The sequence below is a fragment of the Stenotrophomonas riyadhensis genome, assembly GCF_040256885.1.
Lineage (GTDB): Bacteria > Pseudomonadota > Gammaproteobacteria > Xanthomonadales > Xanthomonadaceae > Stenotrophomonas > Stenotrophomonas riyadhensis.
Genome location: NZ_CP155568.1, coordinates 281,149 through 308,029 on the forward strand (window position 1 = coordinate 281,149; position 26,881 = coordinate 308,029).

The window sequence follows — 26,881 nt, forward strand, 5'->3', positions numbered from 1 at the left end:
GCCTCCGTCAGTGGGCCAGCGGCGCGTCGGCCAGCTCGCCCTTGTCCAGGTGCACCGTGTGCGTGGCGTACTCGGCGGCCTTCGGGTCATGGGTGACCATGATGATGGTCTTGCCATGCTCGCGGTTGAGCTGCTGCAGCAGGCCGAGGATCTCCTCGGCGGACTGGCGGTCGAGGTCGCCGGTGGGCTCGTCGCAGATCAGGAAGGTCGGGTCGGAGACGATCGCCCGCGCGATCGCCACGCGCTGCTGCTGGCCGCCGGACAGCTCATTCGGTCGGTGGTTGCGGCGGTCGGCCAGGCCGACCAGGGTCAGCGCGATCTCGGCATTGCGGCGGCGCTGCGCGGCATTGAGGTGGGTCAGCAGCAGCGGCAGCTCCACGTTCTTCTGCGCGGTCAGCATCGGCATCAGGTTGTAGAACTGGAACACGAAGCCGACGTGGTGGCTGCGCCAGGTCGACAGCTGGCCGCCGCTCATCTGGTCGATGCGCTCGCCTTCGATGCTGATCTCGCCGCCGCTGGGGTTGTCCAGGCCGCCGATCAGGTTGAGCAAGGTGGTCTTGCCCGAACCGGACGGGCCCATCAGTGCGACGAAGTCGCCGCTGGCGATGTCCAGGTCGATGCCGTGCAGCACCTGCACCTTTTCGGGGCCACGCTGGTAGGTCTTGGTGATGTTGCGCAGTGAAACCAGGGTCGACATGGGTGGTTCTCCACGGAAGGCGGGAAACGGGGAAGCGCCACGGCGGGGGCCGCAGGCGTGCGTCGAGCGGTGCTGCCGGCGGCGCCCGTGGGCGCCAGGCCGTTACTGCGCTTGTTTCTGTTGCACCTTGGCGCCATCGCGCAGGGTGTCGGGCGGGTTCACCACCACCGACTCACCCGCGCTGACGCCCTTGAGGATCTGGCGGTCCTTGCCCATCGCCTGGCCGGCCACGACCGTGCGCTGCTGCACGCGGTTCTGGTCGCCCAGCACGAAGGCCACCGAGGCGCCCTCGCGCTGGACCACGGCGCCCGCCGGCACGCGCACGCCCTGCGGTTTGGCCGCCGCCTGCGGCTGCGCCTGCTCCAGGAAGCTGACCCGCACGCCCATCTCCGGCACGATGCGCGGGTCCTTCACCTTCAGTGCCACGCGCACCTTCACCGTGGCCTTGCCGCGGTCGGCGGTGGGGATGATGGCGATCACCTCGCCGGGAATTTTCCACTCCGGATAGGCGTTGAGCGTGGCTTCCACCGGCATCTTCGGCTGCACGCGGCCGATGAAGGCTTCGCCCACCTCGACTTCGATCTCCAGCGAGTCCATGTCGACGATGGTGCCGATGCCGGTGCGGGTGAAGCCGCCGCCGGCCGACAGCGGCGAGACGATTTCGCCGGGCTGCGCGGCCTTGGCGGTGACCACGCCGGAGAACGGCGCACGCACGATGTTGTTATCGACGCCCAGGTCGGCGATGGCCAGCTGGTCGTTGGCAACCTTGACGTTGCGCTGCGCGGTATCCAGCTGGGCACGCAGGCTGTCGCGCTGGGCCACGGCCTGGTCGTACTGCGAGCGCGACACCAGCTGCTGGCCGACCAGCGCCTGCAGGCGGCTGGCTTCGGCGGCGGCCTGCTTCTGCTGTGCCTCCAGACCGGCCACCTGGCTGCGTGCGGCCTGCAGCTGCGAGGCATACAGGCTGCGCTGCGCGTCGGCATCGATCGGGTCCAGCGTGGCCATGATCTGGCCCTGCTCCACGCGCATGCCTTCCTCGATCATCACCTCGCGCACCTTGCCGGTGATCTTGGCCGAGACCGTGGCCATGCGCCGGGCGACCACGTAGCCGCTGGCATCGAGCACCGAACTGCTGGCGCTGCCCTGCTGGATGGCCACGGCGGGTGCGGTTTCCACTTCCACCGCTGGCGCACGGCCGAACAGGAAGGTGACGGCGGCGGCGACCAGCAGCACGACCACGATGATCGCGATCCACAGCCAGCGGCGGCCACCGCCATTGCTACCGCCACCGGAGGCGGGCGGCGGCGATTTGCGGTCGATACGGAGTTCCTTCAACAGCTCGGCAGAAGCGTTCATTCGTTCCATCACAGGCGTTCGGGCGGGTGTGGCCGGAAGAGCGGACGGCGGCGGTTCCGGCGGTGGAGCGTGCGGCACAGCATGAAGGCAGGCACAGCGATGACGGCAGTGACAGCTGTCACCCGATGACACTGACGGCGGAAACTGCGAAACGTGACCACGGCGGCACAGGATGGCAACGTCCCCGCTACCGGTACCGCCCATGGATCCGATCGCCCCGTCGCTGGCCCGCCTGCAGCAGGTGCAGGTGCGCTACCGCGACCATACCGCCCTGCAGGGCATCGACCTGCAGGTTCGCGCTGGCCAGGTGCTCGCATTGCTGGGCCGCAACGGTGCCGGCAAGAGTACCGCGATCAGCGTGCTGTTGGGCCTGCGCCGCGCCGACGCCGGCCAGGTCGAGCTGCTTGGCGGTGACCCGCAGCAGCGCGCCAGCCGTATCGGCCTGGGCGTGATGCTGCAGAGCACCAGCCTGCCGCCGATGCTGCAGGTGGACGAACTGGTGGCGCAGGCCAGCGCCTGCTATCCCGACCCGATGCCGTTGCAGGAGGTGCTGCAGCGTGCCGGCCTGCAGGCGCTGGCGCGCCGCCGCTACGGCCAGCTGTCCGGTGGCCAGCAGCGCGCCGTGCAGTTCGCCATCGCCCTTTGTGGCCGCCCGCGCGTGCTGTTCCTGGATGAGCCCACCACCGGCCTGGATATCCAGGCGCGGCAGGCGATGTGGCAGGCAATCCGGCAGCTGGTGGCCGAAGGCTGCGGCGTGCTGCTGACCACCCATTATCTGGAGGAGGCCGAAGCGCTGGCGCAGCAGGTGGTGGTGCTGGAGCAGGGCCGGGTGCTGGCCGATGCACCCTTGAGCGAGCTGCGCCTGGCCGACCGGCCACGCCGCATCCGCTGCCGCAGCGTGCTGACTGCTGAAGACGTACAGCAGTGGCCGGGCGTGCAGGACGTGCAGCGCGACGGCGAGCACCTGCAGCTGCTGGCGAGCCCGGCCGAGCCGGTAGTGGCGCGCCTGCTGGCCGCCGATGCGCAGCTGCGCGAACTGGAAGTACAGGGCGCGGCGCTGGCCGACGCCTTCCTCGACATGACCCGGGAGGCCGCATGAACACGATGACCCGTACCGGCACCACACCCGCGCCGCCATCTGCATGGCGCCAGGCACTGCGCCCGTACCGCGCCGAGCTGATGGCCGAACTGCGCCGCGCCTGGCGCACGCCGGCGTTCGCGGTGCCCTCGCTGCTGTTCCCGGTGCTGTTCTACCTGCTGTTCGGCGTGCTGCTCGGACGTGGTCACGCGCCGCTGTACCTGCTGGCCACCTACTGCGTGTTCGGTGCGATGGCCCCGGCCCTGTTCGGCTTCGGCGTGCAGCTGGCGCTGGACCGAGAAGGCGGCCTGCTGACCCTCAAGCGCGCGCTGCCGATGCCGGCGGCGGCACCGCTGCTGGCGCGGCTGGCGATGGCGGTGATGTTCGCGCTGCTGGTGGCGTTGCTGCTGATCGGCGTGGCGCATGTGCTCGGTGGTGTGCAGCTGCACGCCCTGCAGGTGCTGCAGCTGCTGGCGGTGGCGGGCCTGGCGGCGCTGCCGCTGGGGGCGATCGGCCTGCTGATCGGCAGCCATGTCAGTGCCAGCGCGGCACCGGCGATGGTCAACCTGGTCTACCTGCCGCTGGCCCTGCTGTCGGGCCTGTGGCTGCCGCTGTCGGCGCTGCCCACGCTGTTCTCGACGATGGCCCCACTGTGGCCGACCTGGCATCTGGCGCAGCTGGCGCTGCCGGTGGTCGGGCTGCCGTCGGTGGGCAGCGTGGCCGGCCACCTGCTGGTGCTGCTGGCGGTCACGGTGGTCGCGCTGCTGCTGGCGCGCCGTCGCCTGCGCCGGATCGGCTGAACTGGCATGATCGGCAGCGATCGTCCCCGCCTGGATTCTCCCGTGTCGTCGAGCTGGCTTGCGTCCCTGCTGCGCCCCGCACCGGATTCGGCGGTGGCCGAGCTGCTGCGACGTGGCAAATCGCCCTGGAGCGGTGCGATCCACCTGCTGTGGTCGGTATGGATCTTCCTCACCCCGGTGCTGGGGAACGGCTTCACCCTGCGCTGGCTGTTGCTGACCCTGGTCAGCTATCCGATGTTCCTGCTGTTCTACGCCAAGGTGATGCTGGCGCCACGGCACCATGCATGGCGCTACGCGCTGGGCATGATCGTGATGGCCCTGGTACTGCTGCCGTGGTATCCCTCGGGACTGAGCTATTTCGTGTTCGGCTGCGTGATGATCCGCATGAGCAGCCGCGGCGGCTGGTGGCAGTACCTGCTGCAGCTCACCGGGCTGAACCTTCTGTTCTGCGGCACCGCGCTGTACTTCGGTTATCCGTGGCAGGCCATGGTGTGGATGCCGGCGGTCTCGTTCATCGTCGGGCTGGTGGTGAACGTGGAGGCCCTGAGCCAGCAGCGCGACGTCGCACTGCAGCTGTCCCAGGACGAGGTGCGGCGGCTGGCCACCACCGCCGAGCGCGAGCGTATCGGCCGCGACCTGCACGACCTGCTGGGCCATACCCTGTCGTTGATCACGCTGAAGCTGGAACTGGCGCGCAAGCTGCACGACCGCGGTGATGCACGCGCGCGGCAGGAGATCGGCGAGGCCGAGGACATTGCCCGCGAAGCGCTGGCACAGGTGCGCAGTGCGGTGACCGGCATCCGCGCCAGCGATCTTGCTGGCGAGCTGGCATCGGCGCGCCTGCTGCTGGAATGCCAGCAGGTACATCTGCAGTACACGACGCCACCTGCGATGCCGGTGGACGTGGAACGTGGCCTGGCGCTGGTGCTGCGCGAGGCGGCAACCAACATCGTGCGCCATGCGCAGGCGACCCGGGTACAGGTGGATTTCATGCTTGAGGAACGACAGTTGGCGATGCAGATACGCGATGACGGCCGTGGCGGCGTGCAGGCCGAGGGCAATGGACTTTGCGGCATGCGTGAGCGGGCCGCAGCACTGGGTGGCCAGTTGACGCTGCAGTCGCCGCGCGGGGCGGGCACCGTGCTGACGGTGCGCGTGCCGTTGATGGCCGCGACTACGCCGCTGTCGCCTACGTCGTTGGCGCAGGACGGTGCCGCATGATCCGCATCCTGCTGGCCGAAGACCAGGCGATGGTGCGCGGTGCGTTGTCGGCGCTGCTCGGCCTGGAGCCGGACATCGAAGTGCTGGGCAGCGCCGCCGATGGCGAAACCGCGTGGCGGATGCTGCAGCAGCTGCAGCCGGACATCCTGGTCACCGACATCGAGATGCCGGGCCTGAGCGGACTGGAACTGGCGCAGCGCATCGCCCGCCAGGAACTGCCGATCAAGGTGGTGATCGTGACCACCTTCGCCCGTGCCGGCTTCCTGCGTCGCGCGCTGGAGGCGGGGGTGCTGGGCTACCTGCTGAAGGACGCACCGGCCGAGAACCTGGCCGATGCCCTGCGCAAGGTGAAGCAGGGCATCCGCGCGATCGACCCGCAGCTGGCACTGGATGCGTGGTCGCAGGCCGACCCGCTGACCGACCGTGAGCGCCGCGTGCTGCGGCTGGCGGGCGAGGGCCGCACCGCCAGCGAGATCGCCGAGCAGCTGGGGTTGTCGCACGGTACGGTGCGCAACTACCTGTCCGAGTGCATCGGCAAGCTGGGCGTGGCCAATCGGATCGAGGCGTACCGGCTGGCGCGGCAGAAGGGGTGGTTGTAGGGGCGGCCTGCCTTTCCCGGTGATGTCATTTCCGCGACCGCGGGGGGTGTCACTTTCTTTGCTCGTGCACCACGCTGCAGGAGCAGCGTGGAACGGCGTAGCCGGCCCGCAGGGTGGCGCACATGGATGTGCGCCATCAAGAAAGTAACCAAAGAAACGCTCCGCCGGCCGCGAGCCGGCGTGCTGCGCACGCCGGTGCCCTGCGCTCCTCGGTCCGTCGAGGGACGGCGCGGGAACTCGCTGCGCTCAGACACCCGCACCTCTTCGCCCTCGCCGGACCTGCGGTGCTCGGCTCGCTCAAGGCGGACTTGAAGGGCAAGATCAACAGCTAGAGCATCCACGCATGGCGTGGATCTACTGGGTGCAGCTGTGGCATTTGACCTTGGGTCCGCCTTGAGCGAGCCGAGCATCGCAGGGGAATCAGGGGCGAAGAGGCGCCGGTGTTTGAGCGCAGCGAGTTCGGCGCCGTCCCCTGATTCACCGAGAAGCACAGGGCACCGGTGCGCAGCACCGGCTCGCGCTCTGGCGGCGCGTTTCTTTTGGTTACTTTTCTTTTCGCGCGAAAAGAAAAGTGACACCCCCCGCGGTCGCGGAAACAATCCGCCGGGAACGCCCGGCGAACCCGATCAATCCTTCCCGCGCGCCATCGCCTGGAACACGCCATCCCGCCGCACCCACAGGTGGAACAGCGCCGCACCCACATGCATCAGCACCGTGGCGAACAACACATATGCCAGCAGGCTGTGCGCATTGCGCAACGCGGCATACAGCGCCGGGGTGTGCGGCACGATCGGCGGCAGGTGCAGGCCGCCCCACAGCACGATCGGGTAACCGCCGGCCGACAGCATCGCCCAGCCGATCAGCGGCATCGCCAGCATCAGCGCGTACAGCATCCAGTGCGAGGCCTTGGCCGCCATCACCTGCCACACCGGAAGATCCGCCGGCAGCGGTGGCGGGCGATGGCGCAGCCGGTTGTACAGGCGCAGCAGCACCAGTACGCCGATCGCGATGCCCAACGGGCGATGCAGATCGATCAGCATCGGCCGCAGGTGCAGCGAGGCGACCATGGTCACGCCGATGAACAGCATGGCGATGATCATCAGTGCCATGGACCAGTGCAGCACCCGCGCCAGCAGGTTGAAGTGGCCGTTGCCGGTGCTCATCGTGCGGCCTCCTTCGGTTGCTCGACGTTGCCGGTGGCGCGCTCGCGTTCGCGGCGGTTGAAGGATTGCGAATACACCGCCGAGCGGGCCGCCAGGATCGGATCGTCACTGCCACGCACGCCACTGGGCAGGATCAGCGGATCGAAGTTGATCTGGCCGCACGCGCCTTGTTCCTGCGACTGCATGCGGTCCAGGCTGAGTACGCCGGCCACCACCTGATCACGCGATTCGGGCCACGGTACCGACGGATCATCGATGGCATCGCCAGGCTCGGCGGTGGTCACGACCAGGTTCCAGCGCACCGGGCCGCTGGCCAGGCGCTGCTGCAGTTCCTGGCTGAGGAAATCGACGCTGGCCTGCTTGCGGGTTTCCGCATCCATCTCGACCACCGGCGCCTGCGGTTGCCAGCGCCAGCGCACCGCGCGCTTCTGGCCCTGCGCGTTGGTGAACCAGAAGCTGTTGACGCTGTTGAAAGTGGTGTCGGCCCAGCTGCTGGTCCACGGCGCCGTCTTGGCCCACTGCTGGAAAGCCTGCGCACTGGGGTACCTGGCCAGTACGGCGGCCATCTTCTGCGGGTCGGGCTTGCCGGTGGCCGGGTCGGGGATGGCGGCGCGCGTCTGCTCGTAGAACGCCTCGGCGTTGGGCACGGCGAAGAACGGGAAGCTGTTCATCGCCATGCGCCATTCCTGGCCATCATCGCTGACCATCTGCACCGCGAGGCTGCGTACGCGTGCGGTGTTGTCGGCGCCGTAGGGATCGCCGCCGCCGATCGACAGGCGGCCCATCACCGGTACGCGTGACTGCGAGAACACGCGGGCGCTGGACAGGGTAGGGGCCTGCGCACTGGGTTCGAACCAACCGCTTACGCAGATGCCCTTGCTGTGCGCACGACGGAACCCGGGATGGGCGGGGCCGGTAGCTTCGATGGTGTCGGTGAAGCGCTGCGCGGTCAGGCGGTCGCCAATCCAGCCGGCCAGCCAGGCGAAGGCCAGCGCCACCGCACCCAGAATGAGTGCGATCAGTGCGATCCAGGGCAGCGGCGAATGCCTGCGCGGTGCGCCCGGCGTCTGGCCAGCGCGGGTGTAGCGGAAGAGCGACATGGTCGGAGTCCTGCCTTCACGGAGCGTGTGGGTGGTCGACCCACACATCCTCGCAGAACCCTTCCAGGCCCGGTATTCAATTTTTCGTCAAGTTTGCCGGGGACGGCGTGCCGACCAAGGTCGGCACCCACCCGATCAGCTGTAGCGCTGCTTCAGCATCGCCCACGCCGAACGCAGCGCCAGCGCTTCGCCACCGGCCGGACGGCCCGGGCGTTCGCCGTCGTTCCAGGCGTACACGTCCAGGTGCGCCCAGCGCTGGCCGTCTTCCAGGAAACGCTCCAGGTACAGCGCGGCGGTCACCGAGCCGGCCATGCGCGAACCGGCGTTGGCCAGGTCGGCGATGCCGCTGCTCAGGTAACGCAGGTAGGGGCGCCACAGCGGCATGCGCCAGACCGGGTCGCGTGTCGCGTCGCCGGCCTGCAGCCACTGCTGGGCCACGCTGTCGTCGTTGCTGAAGAGCGCCGGCAGGTCCGGGCCCAGCGCAATGCGCGCGGCGCCGGTGAGGGTGGCGAAGTCCAGCACCAGGTCCGGTTTCTGCTCGCTGGCGAAGGTCAGCGCATCGCACAGGATCACGCGGCCTTCGGCGTCAGTGTTGTCGATCTCCACGCTCAGGCCCTTGCGGGTGGCGATCACTTCGCCCGGGCGGAAGGCATCCGGTCCGATCGCGTTTTCCACTGCCGGCACCAGCAGGGTCAGCCGCACCGGCAGGCCGCGCGCCATCACCAGGCCGGCCAGGGCCAGCGCGTGTGCCGCACCGCCCATGTCCTTCTTCATGTTGCGCATGCCGTCGGCGGGCTTGATGTCCAGGCCGCCGGTATCGAAGCACACGCCCTTGCCGACCAGCACCAGCGCCGGATCGGTGTCCTTGCCCCAGCGCAGCACGACCAGGCGCGGTGCGCGGTGCGAGGCGCGGCCCACGGCGTGGATGGCCGGGAAGTTCTGCTTCAGCAGTTCATCGCCGGTGATCGCATCGACCTGCGCACCATGTGCATCGGCCAGCGCGCGCGCGGCGTCTTCCAGCTGCTGCGGACCCATGTCTTCGGTCGGGGTGTTGACCCAGTCGCGCACGCGCAGGCTGGCGGCGATCAGGTCGGCCACTTCGCCGGTCGGCTCAGCCACCAGGCGTGCCGGTGCACGGTGGCGCTTGCGGTAGCGATCGAAGCGGTAGCTGCCCAGGCCCCAGCCCAGCTGCAGCAGCGCCAGTTCGGCGGCCGGCAGTTCGCTGGCCAGCTGCCACACGCTGCCTTCCGGCAGCGCGTGCGGGGCATGCGAGTAGCTGTAGGCATCGGCGCGATCACCCACGCCGATCACCGCACCGGCCAGGCCATCGGCGCCGGGCAGCAATACCGTGGTGAAGGCACCGGCGGTGAAGCCCTGCGACGCCAGCCATGCCTGGGTGGCGGCCGGCTGGCCGTCCTTCCAGGACGCGAACTGCTCGCGGTCCAGCACGTACAGCGGCAGTGCTGCGGCGGTGTCGGCAGTGAAACCAGTGATCTCGCTCATGCGTCAGGTACTCCGGGGTGCGGCAGCGTCGAGGTTGGCATCCAACCAGTCGGCCAAACCGGTGAGGGTGTCGAACTGCAGGTCCGGCTGCAGCTGCGGATGGGTCCAGGTGGCTGCTTCGCGGTTGATCCAGCATCCGCGCAGGCCGGCGGCGATCGCCCCGGCCACGTCCATTTCGGCATGGTCGCCGACGTGCAGTACCTGTGCCGGCGCCACACCCAGGCGGGTGCAGGCGGCATGGAAGATGCTCGCCTCCGGCTTGGCTGCGCCGTGTTCGCGCGCGCCCAGCTGGAAGGCGAAATGATGGGCCAGGCCGATTCGCTCCAGATCGGCATTGCCGTTGCTCAGCGCCGCCACCGGCACCCGCGCGGCAATCCGCGCCAGTGCGTCGATCGCATCGGGGTAGCACTCGACCTGGTTGCGCGCGGCGTAGAACACTTCATACGCCGGTTCCAGCAGCTCCAGGCTGGCACCGCTGGTGTGCAGCGCTTCGTGCAGGGTCAGCCGGCGCAGTGCGCTCAGGTCGTGATGGAGGTGCGGATGGGCGTGGTACAGGCGCTCGCGCAGTTCGCGCATCGCCGCCACCGGATACATTTCGGCGGTGGCGGGGCTGTGTTCACGCATCCACTCGTGCAGGACCAGGTCGATGCGGGCGCCGATCGGAGCGAACGGCCACAGCGTGTCGTCAAGGTCGAGGGTGATGGCTTGGACTGGGAAATTCACCCCGCCATTCTACCCCTGCCCGCACGGGCTTTCATTCCAGCAGCCGCGCCCAGCCCTGCATGCCGTCCAGCCGTGCCAGCACCAGCTTGATGCAGACCAGCAGCGGCACCGCCAGCAGCAGGCCGATCATGCCCCAGGCCCAGCCGAACACCATCAGCGCCAGGATCAGCACCAGCGGTGACAGCTTCATGCGCCGGCCCAGCACGATCGGGGTCACCATCTGCCCTTCCAGGGTGTGCAGGCCCAGATAGGCGGCGGCCGGCAGCAGGGCCTGCAGGGGGTCGCGGAACTCGACGAAGCCCATCAGCAGCATCAGCGCCACGCCGATCAGGGGGCCGACATACGGGGCGAAATTCAGCAATGCAGCCACCGTGCCCCACAGCAGGGCTTCCTGCAGACCGATGCCGAACAGCATCAACACACCGGCGAACACCAGCCCGACCAGGGTGTTGATCACGCTGATGGTCAGCACGTAGCGAGAGACCTCGCGCTCGATCGACCGCAGGATGTCGCTGGTGAAGCGCTGCTGCTGGCGGTTCGGGAACAGGGCGATCGCTGCGCGTTGCAGGCTCTGCCCGTAGATCATGAAGAACAGGGTCAGCAGCACCACCGCCAGTACCGAAGCCGCCAGCCGCGGCGCGCGGGTCAGCATGCGGTACGGGTCGTCCAGCTGGGTGCGGATCACCTGCACCTTGTGGTTGCTGTCACCACCGGCCACGCGGGCGAAGTTCTCCGCCGCCTGGTTGGCCTGCTGCACCGGCTTGGTCAGGTCCTGCACCTGACGGGCGACCTTGCGCAGCTGCTGTGGTGCTTCCTGCGCCCATTCCATCGCCGGGCCGATCAGCTGCACGGCCAGCGAACCGGTCACGCCCAGGCCCGCACCGAGGATCAACAGTGCGCCCAGCGCGCGCGGAATCCACAGCTTCTGCAGCAGGCGCAGGATCGGGTTGCCGACCAGCGCGAAGAACATCGCCAGCAGCACCGGCAGGATGATGTCCTGTGCGGCCCACAGCGTGTAGCCCACCGCCAGGGTCGCAAGCACCACCAGCGACATCGGCCCGCGCGGGCGCGACGGCGGTGGCAGCGCTGCCTCTGGCTCGTCGGGGCCGGCCGGTGGCGGGGACAGGAGGGACTCGCTCATCGACGCATCAACCGGAAAGGGGAGCGCATTATCCGCCGGCCGCGATCGGCGCGGCGGATTTCGTGGATCAACGTTCGGACAGCTCGGTGGCGGCCTCGGCCGGGCGCGGTTCGCGCAGTTCCGGTTCCGCGGCGGATTGCGCCGCTGGTGCCGGCCGAGCGGTGGATGCCGACGCGGTCGCCTGCACCTGCTCACTGGCTTCGTCGGCTTCTTCGGCCGCGTCGTCGGCGCTGGCTGCCGCCTGCGCCGCCATCGCCGTGGCGAACGCGGCCTGCGCGCTGGCGAACAGGTTCGAGACCGAACCCACCATCTGCAGCCAGCGGGCACCGTTGACCTTGCCAGGTACTTCCAGCTTGCCGGCAATGAAGCCACCGGCCAGACCGACCACCACGATGCGCAGCGGTGACCAGCCCTGTCGCCAGACCTGGCTGAGCGTGGACCAGTGGTCCTGGGTTTCAACCAGGCGCACGGTCACCACCTGTTCGCAGCGTTTCACCCGCCGTTGCAGCGCACCGAACTTCATGGCTTGCCCTCCGGCAGCTGCACATCGGCATCGGGATCGTCTTCGCTGGGCTCGTCGAACAGGCCCAGGCGTGACAGCTGGCGCCGGGTGGCGTGCATGCCGGTGTGGTGGAAGAAGTAGGACACCCGCCAGATCGCGTAACCGGTGACGGCCAGGCTGAGCAACGAGGTGATCAGCAGGGCCTGCAGCCAGCTCAGGCCCCAGCTCTGCAGCAGGGCGATGAGGGTGGCGGCCATCAGCAGCCAGGCAGAGGCACCGAACACGATCGCCACGCCGGCCCAGGCCAGCGCACGGCCGAACGCGCTGCGTGCCAGCGCGAAGTCGGCCGAGGCCAACCGGCGCAGCGAACGCAGCGAATGCTTGGCCGAATCGGCAGCGGCACGACCGGCCGCGCCGACCTGGCGGATGCTCTCATCCAGCGGCGGGGTGGCCGCCGGATCAGGGGCTTGCGCGTTGTCTTCGCTCACGCCGCGGCTTACTTGTCGCTGCTGCCGCGGGCCAGCTTGGCGATGATCCAGCCGGCAGCGAAGGCGACGCCGAACGAGGCCAGCGGACGCTCACGGATCAGCTCGGCGGCGCTGTCGATCAGGTCCTTGCCCTTGTCCATCAGTGCGTCGACCTGTTCCTTGGCAGCGGCACCACCGAACTCGGCGGCGGCCAGGCCGGACAGCGCGCTGTCGGACAGTTCGGCCTTGACGTTGGCCTTGCCGATGCGCAGTTCGTCGGTCGCGGCACCGGTTGCGCCCTTGATCGCACCGCCGGCGGCCGTGGCGGCCTGCTTCAGGTGGGAACCGGCTTCACCCAGGTGTTCCTTCAGGTTCTCGGTATTGGTGGGGCTCATCGAATCACTCCTGTTGCGATGGGGGAACGGGTGTCGGCGGTGCCGACCTGGACTAACAGCAATAGCATTGCCGGGGTATAGGAGGTGTTACGGCTGGGCGATCAGCGCATCACGAGCTGGCCCTGCTGCTGGCCATTGTTGCGCAGTACGCGCACGACCAGCGTTGGCGGGCGCTGCTGGAAATTGGCGCGCCAGCTGGCGAGGTCGGCGAATTCACCCACCGTTGCATCGGTGATGATGTCGCCCTGCTGCAGGCCGTTGGTGGCGGCGCGGCTGCCGCGCTTGACCTCGCTGACCAGTACGCCACCAACGCCCGATTGGCGCAGCGACTCCGGCAGGTCGACGAAGGTGGCGCCGCCCAGGCGCGGATCCAGGCTGTCGCCGGTGACTGCGCGGGCCTGTTCCTTCAGCGTTGCCTTGATCTGCAGCGGCTTGCCTTCGCGGCGCACGTCCAGCGTCAGCGGGCTGCCGACCGCGGCCAGGCCTTCCACGTTGTGCAGGGCTTCAGCGCTGTCCACGCGTTGGCCGTTGGCCGAGACCACCACATCGCCCGGCTTCAGCCCGGCTGCGGCAGCGGCCGAACCGGCCAGTACCCGGGTGATCAGCGCACCACGGGTTTCACCCAGGCCCAGCCCCTGCGCGATCTGTGCGGTCAGGTTCTGGCTCTCCACGCCCAGCGTGCCACGCACCACCACACCGTGCTTGACCAGCTGGTCGACCACGCTGCGCGCCAGGTTGGACGGAATCGCCAGGCCCAGGCCGATGTTGCCGGCCATGCTGCCCTGTGGGTTGAAGCTGGCGGTATTGATGCCGACCAGCTGGCCCTGCAGGTCGACCAGCGCACCACCGGAATTGCCCGGGTTGATCGACGCATCGGTCTGGATGAAGTTCTGGTAGCCCAGCCCGCGGATGCCGCTGCGGCCCACCGCCGAGACGATGCCCGAGGTGACCGTCTGGCTGAAACCGAACGGGTTGCCGATCGCCACCACGAAGTCGCCCACCCGCAGCTGGTCGCTGTTGCCGAGCTTGATGTCGGTCAGGTTCTGCGCCGGGATGCGGATCAGTGCGATGTCGGTATCGCGGTCCGAACCGAGGAACTCCGCCTTGACCGTGCGCCCGTCGGCCAGTGTCACCTGCACGTCATCGGCGTTGTCGATGACATGGTGGTTGGTCAGTACCAGGCCTTCCTTGGCGTCGATGATCACGCCGGAGCCGAGCGATTCGTTGATGCGTTCCTGCGGGATGTCCGGGAACAGGCGGCGGAAGAACGGGTCATTGAAGAAGGGGTTGCGCACGCGCACCACCTGCTTGGTGTTGACGCTGACCACCGCCGGCATCGCCTTTTCCAGCATCGGTGCCAGCGACGGCACCGCCTGCCCGGCCACCGAGGCCGGCAGTGCGGCGCTGGTCGGCAAGACCGCTGGCAGCGGTGCGGCATCGGCCCGGTTGTCCAGGTGCGCATTGATGCCGGTGGCAACGAAGCCACCGAAGGCGGCGGCGATTGCGAGCGTGAGCAGGGTGGGAAGCGGTCGCATGGGAGTCGGTTCGCTGGCGTGGGTGGGGGCGGTTCGGCCCTACGGTAAAACAAGCTGAATGAGTGTGTCGCGATCTGGATAAATGCGCCATGAAAACCGGGCGCCCGGAGCGCCGACCGCGCGCGCCGCGAATGAGCCGTTGGCGACAGCGCGATCCGTGCGCCACGCACCGTGGATACGCGCCCGGGCGTGGCGCGATACAGGCCGATACTTGCGCAGTTCTGCGCATCCCGGTGCCGCGATGCGCCATATCGCACGCCTTCGGCTGCAATTGAGCGGGCGCATGCGACGAACGCTTCCGCCCGCCGTGACCTTGCGGCGCAGCACTGAAAAGAAGGGGTTTCGTGCACGACGGCAGCGTTGATGAGGGTGGTGGGCTACACCATTGCCGTCGCATCAGATGCGATTGCGGGCGCATGCCCCGTTCCACGATCGTCAATGTCGGTATAGCATCGCCCCGTTTTGATACTTAAGGCCCCCAGGAGGGCAACATGAGCAACGGTAATGGTGTGTCGGTCGTGACCGACGCCGTCGAGAACGTGAAAGAAACCGCCACCAACGTCGGCGAGACCATCGCCCACGCCGCCGAAGACGCCGTGAAGTCGGTCAAGAAGACCGTCAAGCGCGCCACCAAGGCTGCCGGTACCCGCGTTGCCAAGGCCAAGAAGGCTGTGGCCAAGGTCGAGAAGACCGTTGCCAAGAAGGCCGAGAAGGCTGCCAAGTCGGTCGGCAAGACCGTTGCCAACGCCAAGAAGAAGCTGGAAGCCGCCAAGAAGAACGCCAAGGCCGAAGCCGCTGCCCTGAAGAAGGAAGTGGCCAAGAAGAAGGCGGCTGCAGGCAAGGCCGTGACCAAGAAGGCCGCTGCTGCCAAGAAGACCACCAAGGCCGCCACCAAGGCTGCCGGCAAGAAGGTCGCCACCGTGAAGAAGGCCGCCACCAAGAAGGCCGGCGTCGCCAAGAAGACCGTTGCCAAGAAGACCGCGGCCGCCAAGAAGGTTGTCGGCAAGAAGGTCGCTACCGCCAAGAAGGCCGTGGCCAAGAAGACCGTCGCCGCCAAGAAGGTCGCTGGCAAGAAGGCCGTGGCTGCCAAGAAGGTTGTCGGCAAGAAGGTTGCCGCTACCAAGAAGGTCGCCACCAGGAAGACCGCGGCCGCCAAGAAGGTTGTCGGCAAGAAGGCTGCTGTCGCCAAGAAGGCCGTCGGCAAGAAGACCGCTGCTGCCAAGAAGGTTGTCGGCAAGAAGACCGCCGTTGCCAAGAAGGCGGTGGGCAAGAAGGTTGCCGCCACCCGCAAGACGGTCGCCAAGAAGGCTGCGCCGCTGAAGAAGGTCGCCGCCAAGAAGGCTCCGGCCAAGAAGGCCGTGCGCAAGGTCGCCAAGCGCAAGTAATGGCGCCGTGACCGAAGGCCCTGCCACCCAACGGGTGGTGGGGCCTTTCGCGTTTCTGGGACACCCCATGGGGCAAGATGCAGGTTCTTCCCGCCGGAGCCCCGGGCATGCGTGGTATCGACTTCAGTTCCTGGCAGGGCGTGCTGTCCACGTTGGCTGGCCTGGTCCTGATCACCCTGCTGGGCGTGGGCATCCGCCTGCTGGTGATGCAGACCCTGCAGCAGCGCCGCGAGCGCGAGAACCGGCAGATCAATGAGCGGCTGCGCACGCTGATGGCGGCCTACAAGACCCTGGGCGGTTCCTTCACTGGCGAACTGGGCGTGGATCCCAGCCATCGCCGCGACCTGCGCCAGCGCGAAGATGCCGAAGGCATCGCCGAACCCCGCTCGGATCGCGCGCGCCGCATCCGCGATGCCGTCGAGGCCGCGTTGTCGGACATCCTGTTGCTGGGCACCGACGAACAGGTGCGGTTGGCCGCGCGCGCGGCCAACGAACTGGCACAGGGGCGGCCGGTGCACACCCACGAACTGGTGGTCTCGCTGCGCGACTTCGTGCGCGAAGCGCTGGATCTGGCGCCGATTCCGACCGACCTGCAGATACCGCCGCAGGGACCAACCCGACCCGCTGCCAGTGGTGGCGGCAAGGGCCGCAACGACGGCGATGCCAAGGGCGGTCGTGCGGGTGGTGGTGGCGGTGGCGGAATGGGGGCCGGCATGGGCGGTGTGGGCCTCGGCGCCGGCGCCGCTCTGGGCGCCGGCCATGCGTCTGCCAGCGATGACACGGACGCGCGCTGAGCACGTCCGCCGGATTCAGCGCGTCAGCTCGTAGAGCGGTACGAACCCACCGTAGATCATCCGCGCGCCGTCGAACGGCATCGGATTCTTCGCCGGATCAAACCGCGGGTCTTCCATCATCTTCTTCATGCCGGCGTCGCGGGTCGGCTTGTCCGGCCATTCGATCCAGGAAAACACCACCGTCTCATCCGGCGTGGCTTTCACCGCGCCGAAGAAGTCGGTGGTCTTGCCGTGCGGTACGTCGTCACCCCAGCATTCGACCACACGCAGCGCGCCGTACTCGATGAAAACGGGATCGCCTGTGCGTGCATGGGCGAGGAACTTCTCCTTGTTGGCGGTGGGCACCGCCAGGACGAAACCATCGATGTAGCTCATTGCCTGCCTCCGGATGGACCGTGCCGCATGCACGGCCTTCAAGTACCCGACGAACCAGGGCGTCATGGATCGACAATTCAGCAGCGCACGTTCGTTGTAGCCCATGAAATGCACGCGCGCCGCGCGCGTGTGCCAGACGCAGCCTGAATCAAGCCAAAAAATTCAGCAATGCGAAGACCGCTGTTTTCAGGGAGCGTTGTGGCGAATAACGGAGAATTTACATTCCCGATGCGATGGCGCCCTGGCGCTGCTGCACACCATAAGAAAGTAAAGGTGTACCCCCATGAAGAATTCGCTGATTGCTCTGGCCCTGGCCGCTGCCCTGCCGTTCACCGCCTCGGCTGCTGAGAACCTGTCGTACAACTACGCCGAAGCTGACTACGCCAAGACCGACATCGACGCGTTCAAGGCCGACGGCTGGGGCGTGAAGGGTTCCTACGGCTTCCTGCCGAACTTCCACGCCTTCGGTGAGTACAGCCGCCAGGAAATCGACCACACCAACATCAAGCTGGACCAGTGGAAGATCGGCGCCGGCTACAACGTTGAAATCGCTCCGACCACCGACTTCGTTGCCCGCGTTGCCTACCAGAAGCGCGACCAGAAGCACGGCCTGGACTTCAACGGCTACAGCGCTGAAGCCGGTATCCGCACCGCCTTCGGTGCCCACGCCGAAGTCTACGGCATGGTCGGCTACGAAGACTTCTCGAAGAAGCACGGCATCAATCCGGAAGGCCAGTGGTACGGTCGCCTGGGCGGTCAGGTCAAGCTGAACCAGAACTGGGGCCTGAACGGCGAGCTGAAGATGAACCGCGACGGCGACAAGGAATACACCGTCGGCCCGCGCTTCAGCTGGTAATTGCTTCCTCGGCGCGCCTGCGCGCTGAAGATGCCTCGACAGGCCCGGCTTCTGCCGGGCCTGTTGCGTTGTGGGGAAACGAAACCGCGCCTGACCACACGCCCCGGTCGTGCTCTGTTGCAATAAATTGGATTCCGCTGACCGCAGCACCGACCTACGGTGGGTACTTCGTATTGCCGGATCTGTGTGATGCCGCCTGCCGTTCCCGCTCTGTGTCTCGACCGGCCCTGCCGCCTGGCCATGCTGGCGCCGCATCCAGTACTGCGGCTGGGGGTGGAAGTCGTACTGCGCCGGCACGCTGGCGTGCAGGTCTGTGCCAGCTTCACCTGTGAGCGCGAACTGTTCGACCTGCTGCAGCGCCAGCCCGGCGACATCGACCTGTTGCTGGTCGATCTGCTGGCACCGCATGGGCCCGGGGAAGGATTGTCCCTGCTTCGCCTGCTGTCACGGCGCTGGCCGCTGCTGCCGGTGCTGGTGCTGTCCGCACACTGCAATGCCAGCACGGTGACCCTGGCGATGCAGGCCGGCGCGCGCGGCTTCCTGTCCAAGGAGACTTCGCCGGACATGCTGCGACGCGCGGTCGATGTGTTGGTCCGTGGCGGACACTTCGTACCGCCGGAACTGCGCACGCCGTTGAGTCGATCGCGGATGCGGCGGACACCGGAGCCGCTGCTCGCAGCATTGAGCCGACGTGAGCGCGAAGTGCTCCGGCTGGTCCTGCAGGGCTGCAGCACCGGTGAGGTCGCACGGCGTTTCGGCCGTACGGCCAGCACGGTCAGTACGCAGAAGCGGACCGCCTATCGCAAGCTCGGCATCCGCAGTGACGGCGAACTGTTCCGCATCCGGCATCTGCTCGAATGAGGGTGAGCCGGCTTATTCGCCCTGGTACTGCTTTTCTTCCACCAGCGCCGAACCGGCCACGCGGTTGATCTCGTTCTTCACCTGCACGCGCTCGCCATTGGTGCCATAGACACCACGCGCCAGCTGGATGAACGCATCGTCGAACACCTGGGCTGCTTCCTTGTCGCGCAGCTGGTCCTGGATATCCCACATGCGCTCGTTGATCGCCTTCAGCTGCTGCTTCAGCACGGCCAGTGCCGGCTGTGCCTGCAGCTGCTGCTGCAGCAAGGGCAGCAGGCCGTCCAGCTCGGTGCGGACGTTGGCCAGCTTGGCCACATCGTCGATGCGCTCGGCCTTGATCTCGAGAATGGTGATCTTGTCGATCAGCTCGCCGATCGATACCGGGGTCAGGATGGCGTCCACGCGGTTGGTTCCTGGAAACAAGTCGCCATGATACCGCGCCGCTGGCACGCGGCCCCCGGTCCACGGGATTTACGCCGAATTTGCGCCACGGGCCCGGCAGCACCCTCGATCCGTTACGGCCACCACCTCGACACTGCGCTCCCGGCGGCGCAACCGCCTTCAACGAGGAACACAGTGCAGTGAACAGCAAGGGGATGATGGCGGCGATGGTGGCCGCCCTGGCAGGGCTGCTCGGCATCGGCAGCGCCCAGGCACAGGTGCAGGTCAGCGGCAGTGCCACACTGACCAGCGACTACGTGTGGCGTGGCAGCTCGCAGAGCGATGGCGACCCGGCGGTGCAGGCGGGCGCGAAGATCTCGGTTGCATCGGGCTGGTATGCCAGCGTGTGGGGCTCCAACGTTTCGTTCAAACCGGACAATGGCGCGCGCAGCGAGTTCGACCTGGTGGCAGGCTGGTCCGGCGCGCTGGCACCGGACTGGACACTGGATGCCAACCTGACCCGCTATGTGTATCCAGGTACCGGCCGCGCGCTGGACTGGACCGAACTCAATACCACCGTGACCTGGAAGCAGCGCGCCTGGTTGCAGATCGCGCATTCCAACGACGCGTTGGCCGGTGGCCATCGCGGCACCTATGCCCAGCTGGGGGTGCGGGTGCCGCTGCACGAGCGGTTCCGCCTGGAAGCGGCGGTAGGCCAGTACTGGCTGGCCACCGCACAGGGGCCTGATTACCTGCATGGCCAGCTCAGTGCCATCGCCTCGCTGACCCCGGCATGGGAGCTGCGGGCCACCGTGCATGACACCGACAACGCAGCGAAGCGGCTGTTCCCGGGCAATGCCGGTGGGCGGTGGGAGCTGGCGCTGCAGGGCAGCTTCTAGTCAGTCACCGAAGCCTGGCGTGCGCGCAGCGCGCCGGGCATCCACAGCAGCAGGGCCAGCACGGCCACTGCAGCACCGGCCACGCAGACCCCGGTCCAGCCGAAGCGCTGGTAGACCTGCGCCGACAGCAGCGAGCCCAGCGAACCGCCGATGAAGTAGCCGGTCATGTAGCCGGCGTTGAGCCGGTTGCGCGCCGCCGGTTGCAGTGCGTAGATCAGGTTCTGGTTGCTGACATGCAGCAGCTGCGCGGCCAGGTCCAGCACCACCACACCGGCCAGCAGTGCCAGCAGCGAGTGTGCCGACAGTCCCAGCGGCAGCCATGACAGCAGCAACAGCACCAGCGCGATGGCGGTGGCGCGTCCGGTCTGGCCGCGGTCGGACATGCGCCCGGCCAGGCCCGCAGCCAGCGTGCCGGCGGCACCGACCAGCCCGAACAGGCCGATGGTGGCGTCGCTGTAGGCGTAAGGTGGCTGCGCCAGCAGGAACGCGAGCGGGGTCCAGAAGATCGCGAACATGGCGAAGCTGCAGGCGCCCAGCAGGGTGCGCTGGCGCAGCACCGGCTCCTGCACGAACAGCACGCCGATCGAGCGCAGCAATGCGAAATAGCCGAGGCCGGCGCTGTGGTGGAATCGCGGCAGGCCGCGCTGCAGCGCCAGCGCGGCCAGCACCAGGGTGCCGGCGGCGATGGCATACACCAGGCGCCAGTCGCCCAGGCTGGAAAGCAGTCCGGCCACGGTGCGCGCCAGCAGGATGCCCAGCAGCAAGCCACTCATCAATGTGCCGACCACGCGGCCACGATGTTCCGGTGCGGCCAGCGTGGCCGCGAACGGCACCAGTACCTGTGCCACCACCGAGAACAGGCCGGTGATCGCGGTACCCACCAGCAGCCAGGCCAGCGACGGCGCACAGGCACTGATCACCAGCCCGCCGGCGGACAGCAGGCTCATCACCACGATCAGGCGGCGGCGTTCGAACAGGTCACCCAGCGGCACCAGCAGGATCAGTCCGGCGGCATAGCTCAGCTGTGCGGCGGTGACCACCATGCCGACCTGGCCGAACGGCACACCGAAGGCATCGGCGATGGTGTGCAGCAGCGGCTGCGCATAGTAGTTGCTGGCCACGGCCACGCCGGTAGCCACCGACATCAGCAGCACCTGCCAGCGGTGCAGAGGGGGAAGGGACGGACTCACGCGGTGTTCCAGGAAGCGGGGGAGCACAGTGTCCGCCTGCTGCAGTCATGATGGAAATGAATCATCATCATCCCTGTCATCTGGAAATGAGATGGTTGCGTGAATCTCAAGCAGCTCGAGTTCGCCGTCGCCCTGGCCGAGGAGGGCAACTTCACCCGCGCCGCCGAGCGCTGCCACGTGGTGCAGTCCGCGCTCAGTCACCAGATCGCCCATCTTGAGCAGGAACTGGGCACAACGCTGTTCGAGCGCCTGCCGCGCCAGGTGCGGGCCACCGCCGCCGGCGAGGCGCTGCTGGTGCATGCACGCCAGGTGCTGGCCAGCCTGCGCCACCTGCGCGCCGACGTGGCCGCCGTCACTGGCGAGGTGCGTGGCCTGCTGGCGATCGGGCAGATCTCCTCGCTGACCGACATCGATGTGGTGGCGATGCTGGCGGCCTTCCAGCAGGCGCACCCGCAGGTGGAGTTCCAGCTGCGGGTCGACAAGAGCGAGGACCTGATCGCGCAGGTGCAGTCGCGAGAGCTGGACGTGGCACTGGTCGGATTGGCGCCGTCGGCGGGGTTGGACGGGGTCTGCCACCAGATGCTGCAGGAAGAAGACCTGGTGGCGGTGCTGGCGCCGTCGCACCGCTTGGCCCGCCACAAGCGGCTGCCATTGACCGAATTGCAGGACGAGGCGCTGGTCGACTTTCCGCGCGGCACCGGTGCACGCCGCCAGACCGACGATGCCTTCGCCGCCGCTGGCCTGCCGCATACGGTGCGCTTCGAGGTCAATCTGATGGAACTGATCGAGCGCTTCGTCCGCCATGGGTTGGCGGTTGGCATCGTGCCAGCGTTGATCGCCGACGGGTTCCAGGGGGTGGTACAGATTCCGCTGCAGCCGACCCCGACCCGCCGCGTGCACCTGGTCTGGCAGCGACTGCCGACACCGGCGGCGCGGGCGTTTGTCGAAGCCGTGCTCAGCCGCGCAGGCGCAGGCTCAGGCCCTTGAGGAAATTGCGCAGCATCTGGTCCAGGCAGCGCCGGTAATTGGTGTGCCCGGGCTGGCGGAACAATGCGCCCACTTCCGACTTGGAGACGTTGAAGCCGGCGCTGGCGAAGATCTCCATCAGATCGACGTCGCGCAGCTGGAAGGCGACGCGCAGCTTCTTCAGCACCAGGTTGTTGTCGATGCGGGTTTCCACCGCACGCTGAGGCTGGCTCTCATCGCGACCGCGCAGGTGCACGATCAGGCCGTCGAGGAAGTGCGCCAGCGCGCTGTCGCTCATCGCTTCGAAACCGGCTTCGTCCTCGCGGCGCAGCCAGGCTTTCACCTGTTCCGGATCCACGGCGAAGGCGGGGTCGGCCATCTGGCACAGAGTCACCACGTGGTGGTCGCCCAGGTCCAGGGAGTAGCGCACGCTGCGCAGGACATCGTTGTTGATCATGGCCCCAATTGTACCGGTCACCCCGACAGGCGGGGCCGAATCTGGCCGATCAGGCAACGCAACCCCCGGCCGACGGTGCCAGAATGGGGGTCTGGTTTTTCCCCTGGAGTTGCCTGATGACCCGCACTGTCCTGATTACCGGCGCCACGTCCGGCTTCGGCGCCGCCGCCGTCCACCGCTTCGCCCAGGCGGGCTGGAAGGTGATCGCCACCGGCCGCCGCGGCGAACGCCTGCAGCCGCTGGTCGAGCGCTACGGCAAGGACGTGGTGCATGCCGCCGCCTTCGACATCCGCGATCCGGTGGCGATGGAAGCGGCGCTGCTGGCACTGCCGCCGGCCTTTGGCGAGATCGATCTGCTGGTCAACAACGCCGGCCTGGCGCAGGGCACTGCGCCGGCACAGAGCGCCAAGTTGTCGGACTGGACCACGATGATCGACACCAACATCACCGCGCTGGTGACGCTGACCCACCGCCTGCTGCCGCAGCTGGTGGAGCGCAAGGGTGCAATCATCAATATTTCGTCGGTGGCCGGTGTCTACCCGTACCCGGGCGGCAATGCCTACGGTGGCACCAAGGCTTTCGTCAGCCAGTTCTCGCTCGGCCTGCGTTCGGACCTGCACGGCACCGGCGTGCGCGTGACCACGATCGAGCCGGGCATGGCCGAAACCGAGTTCACCGTGGTGCGTACCCATGGCGACCAGGCAGCGTCGGACAAGCTCTACACCGGCGCCAACCCGATGACCGCCGAAGACATCGCCGAACAGATCTTCTGGGTGGCCACGCTGCCGCCGCACCTGAACATCAATCGCCTGGAACTGATGCCGGTCAGCCAGTCCTTCGCCGGTTTCCAGGTCGCCCGCGAAGGCTGACCGCCATCTGTAGAGTCGAGCTTGCTCGACTGTTGCTCTACCCCCAGTCGAGCATGGCTCGACGCTACAGAAACAAAAAAAGCCGGGCAGTGCCCGGCTTTTTCATTCACTTCGGCAGGCTCACTGCGCCTTGATCGCCATCGCCTGCAGGCCGGTGCCATCCAGCTTCTGCTTGGCTTCGGACAGTTCGCCGGCGCTGCCGTACGGCCCCATGCGCACGCGGTACACGGTCTTGCCGTTGATCTGCGCCGATTCCACGCGTGCCGCCAGGCCCATCATGGCCAGCTTGGCCTTGGTGGCTTCGGCGTCGCCGGAGGCGCCGAACGCACCCGCCTGCAGGATGTAGCGGGCGTTGTCGGCAGCAGCCGGTGCCGCAGCGGCCGGGGGAGTGGCCGCGGTCGGCGCGGTTTCCGCACGCGCTGCCGGAGTGGCGGCGGCGGTGCTGGTCGACGCCGGCGGCGTCGCCGCAGCCGGTCGTTCGCTCAGCGGTGCCGGCAGCGGACGGCTGGTGGCGGTCACCGGTGCGGTGCTGGCCACGCTGGCCGTGGCCGTCGGTGCCGGCGCGGTAGCCGCTGGCGGCGGAACCGGCTTGCCTTCCAGTGCCGCCTGCGCGCGCTGCGCTTCGGCCTTGGCCCGGCGCTGGTCCTCGGCACGCGCGCTGGCGGCCAGTTCGGCGTCGGACATTTCAACTTCCTTGCCCGGCAGCAGGGTATAGAAGTCGTACTGGGTGGCGGCCGGCTTTTCCGGTTCGGCCGGCTTCGGCGTGGTCGGCTGCGCGGCCGGCTGGGTGCCGACATCGCTGTCGGCATCAGCAACCGGGGCCGGCTGCGCATTCGGGTTCGGCTGCGGACCGGCGCGCAGGAAGCCATCGCCTTCGCCCTTGAACAGGTTCGGCGCCGCCAGGAACACCACGGCCGCGATCGCTACACCGGCCACCAGCCACACCCATCCGGGTGTGCCCTGGCTGCCGCTGTTGCGTCGTGCCTGGCTTTTGCCGCGTCGTGCTGCCATGAGTACTGCGTCTCCTGATGCTTACATTTTTTCCGGGGCGCTGACGCCCAGGAGGTCGAGGCCATTGGCCAGCACCTGGCGTGCCGCGCAGGCCAGGGTCAGCTTGGCATTGCGGTCGGCGGTGTCTTCCACCAGCACCGGCGTCCCGTGATACCACGTGTGGAACGCGTGCGCCAATTCACGCAGGTACTGCGCCACCAGATGCGGCTCCAGCGCCACGCCGGCTGCTTCCACCACTTCCGGATACCGCGAGATCTCGTTCATCAGCAGCAGCGAGGCGTCGTCGGCCAGGCGGCCGAGGTTGGCCAGGCCGTTGCCCTGTTCGTACACCAGGCCCTTCTCCTGTGCCTGGCGCAGCAGGCTGCAGACGCGGGCGTGCGCATACTGCACGTAGAACACCGGGTTGTCGTTGCTCTGCTGGCGGGCCAGGTCGATGTCGAAGGTCAGCTGCGAATCGGGCTTGCGCGCGATCAGGAACCAGCGGGTCGCATCGCGGCCGGCTTCCTCGATCAGGTCGCGCAGGGTGAAGTAGCTGCCGGCACGCTTGGACAGCTTCACTTCCTCGCCGCCGCGCATGACGGTGACCATCTGGTGCAGCACGTATTCCGGCCAGCCCTGCGGGATGCCCACTTCCATGGCCTGCAGGCCGGCACGCACGCGCGCCAGCGAGCCGTGATGGTCGGCACCCAGCTCGGTGATCGCACGCTCGTAGCCGCGCTGCCACTTGGACAGGTGGTAGGCCACGTCCGGTACGAAGTAGGTGAAGGTGCCGTCGGACTTGCGCATCACGCGGTCCTTGTCGTCACCGAAGTCGGTGCTGCGCAGCCACAGCGCGCCGCCTTCCTCATAGGTGTGGCCCGAGGCCTGCAGCTTGGCCACGGCTTCGGCAACCTTGCCGTCGGCGTACAGCGAGCTTTCCAGGAAATAGATGTCGAAGTCGACGCCGAACGCGGCCAGGTCCAGATTCTGCTCGTTGCGCAGGTAGGCCACGGCGAAGCGGCGGATCGCCTGCATGTCGTCCGGGTCCTTGGCACCGACCACGGTGCTGCCTTCCAGATCGACACTGGCGCCGGCCATGTAGGCGCGGGCGACGTCGGCGATGTATTCACCGCGGTAGCCACCCTCCGGCCAGCCATCCTGGTCCGGCGCGATACCCTTGATCCGTGCCTGGGTGGACAGCGCCAGGTTCTCGATCTGCACGCCGGCGTCGTTGTAGTAGAACTCGCGCTTGGCGTTCCAGCCGTTCGCATCGAGCACGCGTGCCACGCAGTCGCCGATCGCCGCCGCGCGGCCATGGCCGACATGCAGCGGGCCGGTCGGGTTGGCCGACACGTACTCCACACCCACCGTGCGGCCATTGCCGGACAGGTTGCGGCCGTAGTCGTGGGCTTCCTTGATGACCGAGGCGGTTTCGCGCTGGTACGCGGCCGGGGCCAGGTGGAAGTTGATGAAGCCGGGGCCGGCGATCTCGACCTTGCTCACGTCCTCGCTGCGCGGCAGCGCCTCGACCAGCGCCTGTGCCAGTGCGCGCGGATTGCTGCGCGCGGCCTTGGCCAGCAGCATCGCGGCATTGGTGGCGAAGTCGCCGTGGTCACGGGTCTTCGGGCGCTCGACCACGAAGTCCGGCGGCAGGGAGTCGGCGGGCAGGGTGCCATTGGCGCGCAAGGCTTCGATGCCTTGGCTGATCAGGGCGCGGAGGAGATTTTTCACGAGGCCTGCTGTGAGAATGAGCGGCGGAATCGCCCATTTTAGCGCAGATACCAGCGGCCACGCTGACCGAAACCTGCCTGTGGGGGCGACCGATGGCGCCTGGAGGGCGGGCGCTCAGCCGAACAGGCGGGGCTGGGGCGGCGACAGCAGGCCTCGTTCAGCAAACGAAACGGGGCGGCCCTCACCGACCACGAAGTGGTCCAGCAGGCGCACATCCACCAGCGCCAGTGCCTGCTGCAGTTCGTCGGTGATGCGGGTATCGGCACCGGAGGGTTCCGGGTCGCCGGAGGGGTGGTTGTGGCTGAGGATCACCGCCGCCGCGTTGTGCAGCAGGGCGCGCCGCACCACCTCGCGGGGGTAGACCGGGGCGGCGTTGATGGTGCCGTGGAACAGTTCCTCGCAGGCGATCAGGCGGTGGCGGTTGTCCAGGAACAGCGCCATGAAGATTTCCCGCGCCTGCCCGCGCAGGCGGTGCTGCAGGTAGCGGCCGACCGCGGCCGGGTTGTTGCCGACCGCTTCGCCGTGCTCCAGCTCTGCCGCCAGGTAGCGGTGGGCCAGTTCCAGCCCGGCGGCCAGCGTACAGCTGCGCGCCGGGCCGAGCCCGGGCAGACGGGCCAGGTCGCCTGCGGAGCGGTCCAGCAGCACCCGCAACGGGCCATGCGCCTGCAGCAGGTCGCGCGCGGTCTGCACGGCATCGCGGCCACCGAATCCGGAGCCGAGGAACAACGCCAGCAGTTCGGCGTCGGAAAGTGCGGTGGGCCCACGTGCGATGAGCTTCTCGCGGGGGCGTTCCTGTTCGGGCCAGTCATGGATGGGCATGCCTGCATCATCGCCAGCCCGCATGGCG

Annotated in this window: 29 protein-coding genes; 11 read left to right on the forward strand and 18 right to left on the reverse strand. The window is 67.9% G+C overall.

From position 1 onward, the window contains the following. Positions 1-7: 7 nt before the first annotated feature. Both SriyCCGPB3_RS01270 and SriyCCGPB3_RS01275 read right to left on the reverse strand, forming a co-directional pair. On the reverse strand, positions 8-697 hold the full coding sequence (locus SriyCCGPB3_RS01270; RefSeq protein WP_071229387.1) for an ABC transporter ATP-binding protein: 690 nt from the start codon (positions 695-697) through the stop codon (positions 8-10). A 102-nt stretch (positions 698-799) separates the two neighbouring features. Next, positions 800-2,053 (reverse strand): efflux RND transporter periplasmic adaptor subunit, encoded by a 1,254-nt coding sequence (locus tag SriyCCGPB3_RS01275; RefSeq protein WP_350259758.1) that lies wholly within the window; start codon positions 2,051-2,053, stop codon positions 800-802. 202 nt (positions 2,054-2,255) lie between these two features. On the opposite strand from SriyCCGPB3_RS01275, the gene SriyCCGPB3_RS01280 reads away from it, so the two are divergent. The 4 genes from SriyCCGPB3_RS01280 to SriyCCGPB3_RS01295 are packed head-to-tail and all read left to right on the forward strand — an operon-like array spanning position 2,256 to position 5,751. Further along, a complete protein-coding gene (locus SriyCCGPB3_RS01280; RefSeq protein WP_350259759.1) occupies positions 2,256-3,152 on the forward strand; it encodes an ABC transporter ATP-binding protein in 897 nt (298 codons plus the stop codon). Then, positions 3,149-3,931, forward strand: a complete 783-nt coding sequence (locus SriyCCGPB3_RS01285; RefSeq protein ID WP_049399875.1) for an ABC transporter permease — start codon at positions 3,149-3,151, stop codon at positions 3,929-3,931. The genes SriyCCGPB3_RS01280 and SriyCCGPB3_RS01285 overlap by 4 nt, the downstream gene beginning before the upstream one ends. A 6-nt stretch (positions 3,932-3,937) precedes the next feature. Next, positions 3,938-5,152 (forward strand): sensor histidine kinase, encoded by a 1,215-nt coding sequence (locus SriyCCGPB3_RS01290; RefSeq protein WP_153856759.1) that lies wholly within the window; start codon positions 3,938-3,940, stop codon positions 5,150-5,152. Then, on the forward strand, positions 5,149-5,751 hold the full coding sequence (locus SriyCCGPB3_RS01295; protein ID WP_014035676.1) for a response regulator transcription factor: 603 nt from the start codon (positions 5,149-5,151) through the stop codon (positions 5,749-5,751). The genes SriyCCGPB3_RS01290 and SriyCCGPB3_RS01295 overlap by 4 nt, the downstream gene beginning before the upstream one ends. Before the next feature lie 626 nt (positions 5,752-6,377). Here SriyCCGPB3_RS01295 and SriyCCGPB3_RS01300 read toward each other — a convergent pair. From SriyCCGPB3_RS01300 to SriyCCGPB3_RS01340, 9 genes are all read right to left on the reverse strand, one after another. Then, positions 6,378-6,914: a cytochrome b gene (locus SriyCCGPB3_RS01300; RefSeq protein WP_012509795.1), complete on the reverse strand. Its 537-nt coding sequence runs from the start codon at positions 6,912-6,914 to the stop codon at positions 6,378-6,380. Then, on the reverse strand, positions 6,911-8,014 hold the full coding sequence (locus tag SriyCCGPB3_RS01305) for a catalase family peroxidase (protein ID WP_110710788.1): 1,104 nt from the start codon (positions 8,012-8,014) through the stop codon (positions 6,911-6,913). Before SriyCCGPB3_RS01305 ends, SriyCCGPB3_RS01300 begins: the two co-directional genes overlap by 4 nt. 135 nt (positions 8,015-8,149) lie before the next feature. Next, positions 8,150-9,517 (reverse strand): leucyl aminopeptidase family protein, encoded by a 1,368-nt coding sequence (locus SriyCCGPB3_RS01310; RefSeq protein WP_350259760.1) that lies wholly within the window; start codon positions 9,515-9,517, stop codon positions 8,150-8,152. 3 nt (positions 9,518-9,520) lie between these two features. Then, the gene (locus SriyCCGPB3_RS01315) at positions 9,521-10,240 is read right to left on the reverse strand and encodes an HAD family hydrolase (protein WP_350259761.1); all 720 of its coding nucleotides are present in this window, start codon (positions 10,238-10,240) and stop codon (positions 9,521-9,523) included. 31 nt (positions 10,241-10,271) lie between these two features. Continuing rightward, on the reverse strand, positions 10,272-11,381 hold the full coding sequence (locus SriyCCGPB3_RS01320) for an AI-2E family transporter (protein ID WP_110710791.1): 1,110 nt from the start codon (positions 11,379-11,381) through the stop codon (positions 10,272-10,274). 67 nt (positions 11,382-11,448) lie between these two features. Further along, positions 11,449-11,904, reverse strand: coding sequence for a protein sip-5 (locus SriyCCGPB3_RS01325; protein WP_110710792.1), 456 nt, complete (start codon positions 11,902-11,904; stop codon positions 11,449-11,451). Next, positions 11,901-12,371 (reverse strand): phage holin family protein, encoded by a 471-nt coding sequence (locus SriyCCGPB3_RS01330; protein WP_004153834.1) that lies wholly within the window; start codon positions 12,369-12,371, stop codon positions 11,901-11,903. Before SriyCCGPB3_RS01330 ends, SriyCCGPB3_RS01325 begins: the two co-directional genes overlap by 4 nt. Positions 12,372-12,379: 8 nt before the next feature. After that, a complete protein-coding gene (locus SriyCCGPB3_RS01335) occupies positions 12,380-12,745 on the reverse strand; it encodes a hypothetical protein (protein WP_004153835.1) in 366 nt (121 codons plus the stop codon). Between the two features lie 101 nt (positions 12,746-12,846). Further along, entirely contained in the window at positions 12,847-14,280 is a 1,434-nt protein-coding gene (locus tag SriyCCGPB3_RS01340) for a Do family serine endopeptidase (RefSeq protein WP_110710793.1), read from the reverse strand. A 491-nt stretch (positions 14,281-14,771) separates the two neighbouring features. Here SriyCCGPB3_RS01340 and SriyCCGPB3_RS01345 point away from each other — a divergent pair, with 491 nt between their 5' ends. Further along, the gene (locus SriyCCGPB3_RS01345) at positions 14,772-15,665 is read left to right on the forward strand and encodes a histone (protein ID WP_350259762.1); all 894 of its coding nucleotides are present in this window, start codon (positions 14,772-14,774) and stop codon (positions 15,663-15,665) included. A gap of 107 nt (positions 15,666-15,772) precedes the next feature. Further along, on the forward strand, positions 15,773-16,459 hold the full coding sequence (locus tag SriyCCGPB3_RS01350; RefSeq protein ID WP_110710794.1) for a hypothetical protein: 687 nt from the start codon (positions 15,773-15,775) through the stop codon (positions 16,457-16,459). A 15-nt stretch (positions 16,460-16,474) separates the two neighbouring features. On the opposite strand, the gene SriyCCGPB3_RS01355 is transcribed toward SriyCCGPB3_RS01350, so the two are convergent. Next, complete coding sequence (locus SriyCCGPB3_RS01355) at positions 16,475-16,834, reverse strand: DUF1428 domain-containing protein (protein ID WP_049455507.1); 360 nt, start codon at positions 16,832-16,834, stop codon at positions 16,475-16,477. 283 nt (positions 16,835-17,117) lie between these two features. On the opposite strand from SriyCCGPB3_RS01355, the gene SriyCCGPB3_RS01360 reads away from it, so the two are divergent. Both SriyCCGPB3_RS01360 and SriyCCGPB3_RS01365 read left to right on the forward strand, forming a co-directional pair. Further along, positions 17,118-17,690 carry an OmpO family porin gene (locus tag SriyCCGPB3_RS01360; RefSeq protein WP_032130335.1) on the forward strand — a complete coding sequence of 191 codons (573 nt, stop codon included), beginning with the start codon at positions 17,118-17,120 and terminating at the stop codon, positions 17,688-17,690. Between the two features lie 189 nt (positions 17,691-17,879). Next, positions 17,880-18,551, forward strand: a complete 672-nt coding sequence (locus SriyCCGPB3_RS01365) for a response regulator transcription factor (protein ID WP_350259763.1) — start codon at positions 17,880-17,882, stop codon at positions 18,549-18,551. A gap of 12 nt (positions 18,552-18,563) precedes the next feature. On the opposite strand, the gene SriyCCGPB3_RS01370 is transcribed toward SriyCCGPB3_RS01365, so the two are convergent. Then, positions 18,564-18,953: a DUF6165 family protein gene (locus SriyCCGPB3_RS01370; RefSeq protein WP_110710796.1), complete on the reverse strand. Its 390-nt coding sequence runs from the start codon at positions 18,951-18,953 to the stop codon at positions 18,564-18,566. Positions 18,954-19,132: 179 nt separating this feature from the next. On the opposite strand from SriyCCGPB3_RS01370, the gene SriyCCGPB3_RS01375 reads away from it, so the two are divergent. Then, positions 19,133-19,831, forward strand: a complete 699-nt coding sequence (locus tag SriyCCGPB3_RS01375; RefSeq protein WP_350259764.1) for a TorF family putative porin — start codon at positions 19,133-19,135, stop codon at positions 19,829-19,831. On the opposite strand, the gene SriyCCGPB3_RS01380 is transcribed toward SriyCCGPB3_RS01375, so the two are convergent. Then, positions 19,828-20,976, reverse strand: coding sequence for an MFS transporter (locus tag SriyCCGPB3_RS01380; protein ID WP_350260352.1), 1,149 nt, complete (start codon positions 20,974-20,976; stop codon positions 19,828-19,830). The two genes, SriyCCGPB3_RS01375 and SriyCCGPB3_RS01380, sit on opposite strands and share 4 nt — an antisense overlap. A 144-nt stretch (positions 20,977-21,120) precedes the next feature. Here SriyCCGPB3_RS01380 and SriyCCGPB3_RS01385 point away from each other — a divergent pair, with 144 nt between their 5' ends. Further along, on the forward strand, positions 21,121-22,008 hold the full coding sequence (locus SriyCCGPB3_RS01385) for a LysR family transcriptional regulator (RefSeq protein ID WP_110710799.1): 888 nt from the start codon (positions 21,121-21,123) through the stop codon (positions 22,006-22,008). On the opposite strand, the gene SriyCCGPB3_RS01390 is transcribed toward SriyCCGPB3_RS01385, so the two are convergent. Beyond that, a complete protein-coding gene (locus tag SriyCCGPB3_RS01390) occupies positions 21,977-22,444 on the reverse strand; it encodes a DUF1456 family protein (RefSeq protein WP_005411992.1) in 468 nt (155 codons plus the stop codon). The genes SriyCCGPB3_RS01385 and SriyCCGPB3_RS01390 overlap by 32 nt on opposite strands. A gap of 116 nt (positions 22,445-22,560) precedes the next feature. Between SriyCCGPB3_RS01390 and SriyCCGPB3_RS01395 the strand changes: the two genes are divergently transcribed. After that, entirely contained in the window at positions 22,561-23,313 is a 753-nt protein-coding gene (locus tag SriyCCGPB3_RS01395; protein WP_110710800.1) for an SDR family NAD(P)-dependent oxidoreductase, read from the forward strand. 120 nt (positions 23,314-23,433) lie between these two features. Here the strand turns inward: SriyCCGPB3_RS01395 and SriyCCGPB3_RS01400 are convergent, their stop codons facing one another. From SriyCCGPB3_RS01400 to radC, 3 genes are all read right to left on the reverse strand, one after another. Further along, entirely contained in the window at positions 23,434-24,324 is an 891-nt protein-coding gene (locus tag SriyCCGPB3_RS01400; RefSeq protein ID WP_164162255.1) for an SPOR domain-containing protein, read from the reverse strand. Between the two features lie 21 nt (positions 24,325-24,345). Next, the gene (argS, locus tag SriyCCGPB3_RS01405; protein ID WP_110710802.1) at positions 24,346-26,034 is read right to left on the reverse strand and encodes an arginine--tRNA ligase; all 1,689 of its coding nucleotides are present in this window, start codon (positions 26,032-26,034) and stop codon (positions 24,346-24,348) included. A gap of 114 nt (positions 26,035-26,148) precedes the next feature. Then, complete coding sequence (gene radC, locus SriyCCGPB3_RS01410; RefSeq protein ID WP_110710803.1) at positions 26,149-26,853, reverse strand: RadC family protein; 705 nt, start codon at positions 26,851-26,853, stop codon at positions 26,149-26,151. Positions 26,854-26,881 lie beyond the last annotated feature (28 nt).

Coding starts and splice junctions, on each gene's coding strand:
- SriyCCGPB3_RS01320 (WP_110710791.1), bottom strand. CDS start 11,381: ATGAGCGAGTCCCTCCTGTCCCCGCCACCGGCCGGCCCCGACGAGCCA.
- SriyCCGPB3_RS01335 (WP_004153835.1), bottom strand. CDS start 12,745: ATGAGCCCCACCAATACCGAGAACCTGAAGGAACACCTGGGTGAAGCC.
- SriyCCGPB3_RS01310 (WP_350259760.1), bottom strand. CDS start 9,517: ATGAGCGAGATCACTGGTTTCACTGCCGACACCGCCGCAGCACTGCCG.
- SriyCCGPB3_RS01280 (WP_350259759.1), top strand. CDS start 2,256: ATGGATCCGATCGCCCCGTCGCTGGCCCGCCTGCAGCAGGTGCAGGTG.
- SriyCCGPB3_RS01355 (WP_049455507.1), bottom strand. CDS start 16,834: ATGAGCTACATCGATGGTTTCGTCCTGGCGGTGCCCACCGCCAACAAG.
- SriyCCGPB3_RS01400 (WP_164162255.1), bottom strand. CDS start 24,324: ATGGCAGCACGACGCGGCAAAAGCCAGGCACGACGCAACAGCGGCAGC.
- SriyCCGPB3_RS01390 (WP_005411992.1), bottom strand. CDS start 22,444: ATGATCAACAACGATGTCCTGCGCAGCGTGCGCTACTCCCTGGACCTG.
- SriyCCGPB3_RS01270 (WP_071229387.1), bottom strand. CDS start 697: ATGTCGACCCTGGTTTCACTGCGCAACATCACCAAGACCTACCAGCGT.
- SriyCCGPB3_RS01350 (WP_110710794.1), top strand. CDS start 15,773: ATGCGTGGTATCGACTTCAGTTCCTGGCAGGGCGTGCTGTCCACGTTG.
- SriyCCGPB3_RS01285 (WP_049399875.1), top strand. CDS start 3,149: ATGAACACGATGACCCGTACCGGCACCACACCCGCGCCGCCATCTGCA.
- SriyCCGPB3_RS01380 (WP_350260352.1), bottom strand. CDS start 20,976: ATGTCGGTGGCTACCGGCGTGGCCGTGGCCAGCAACTACTATGCGCAG.
- SriyCCGPB3_RS01295 (WP_014035676.1), top strand. CDS start 5,149: ATGATCCGCATCCTGCTGGCCGAAGACCAGGCGATGGTGCGCGGTGCG.
- SriyCCGPB3_RS01340 (WP_110710793.1), bottom strand. CDS start 14,280: ATGCGACCGCTTCCCACCCTGCTCACGCTCGCAATCGCCGCCGCCTTC.
- SriyCCGPB3_RS01325 (WP_110710792.1), bottom strand. CDS start 11,904: ATGAAGTTCGGTGCGCTGCAACGGCGGGTGAAACGCTGCGAACAGGTG.
- radC (WP_110710803.1), bottom strand. CDS start 26,853: ATGCCCATCCATGACTGGCCCGAACAGGAACGCCCCCGCGAGAAGCTC.
- SriyCCGPB3_RS01290 (WP_153856759.1), top strand. CDS start 3,938: ATGATCGGCAGCGATCGTCCCCGCCTGGATTCTCCCGTGTCGTCGAGC.
- SriyCCGPB3_RS01300 (WP_012509795.1), bottom strand. CDS start 6,914: ATGAGCACCGGCAACGGCCACTTCAACCTGCTGGCGCGGGTGCTGCAC.
- SriyCCGPB3_RS01305 (WP_110710788.1), bottom strand. CDS start 8,014: ATGTCGCTCTTCCGCTACACCCGCGCTGGCCAGACGCCGGGCGCACCG.
- SriyCCGPB3_RS01395 (WP_110710800.1), top strand. CDS start 22,561: ATGACCCGCACTGTCCTGATTACCGGCGCCACGTCCGGCTTCGGCGCC.
- SriyCCGPB3_RS01345 (WP_350259762.1), top strand. CDS start 14,772: ATGAGCAACGGTAATGGTGTGTCGGTCGTGACCGACGCCGTCGAGAAC.
- SriyCCGPB3_RS01360 (WP_032130335.1), top strand. CDS start 17,118: ATGAAGAATTCGCTGATTGCTCTGGCCCTGGCCGCTGCCCTGCCGTTC.
- SriyCCGPB3_RS01365 (WP_350259763.1), top strand. CDS start 17,880: ATGCCGCCTGCCGTTCCCGCTCTGTGTCTCGACCGGCCCTGCCGCCTG.
- SriyCCGPB3_RS01275 (WP_350259758.1), bottom strand. CDS start 2,053: ATGAACGCTTCTGCCGAGCTGTTGAAGGAACTCCGTATCGACCGCAAA.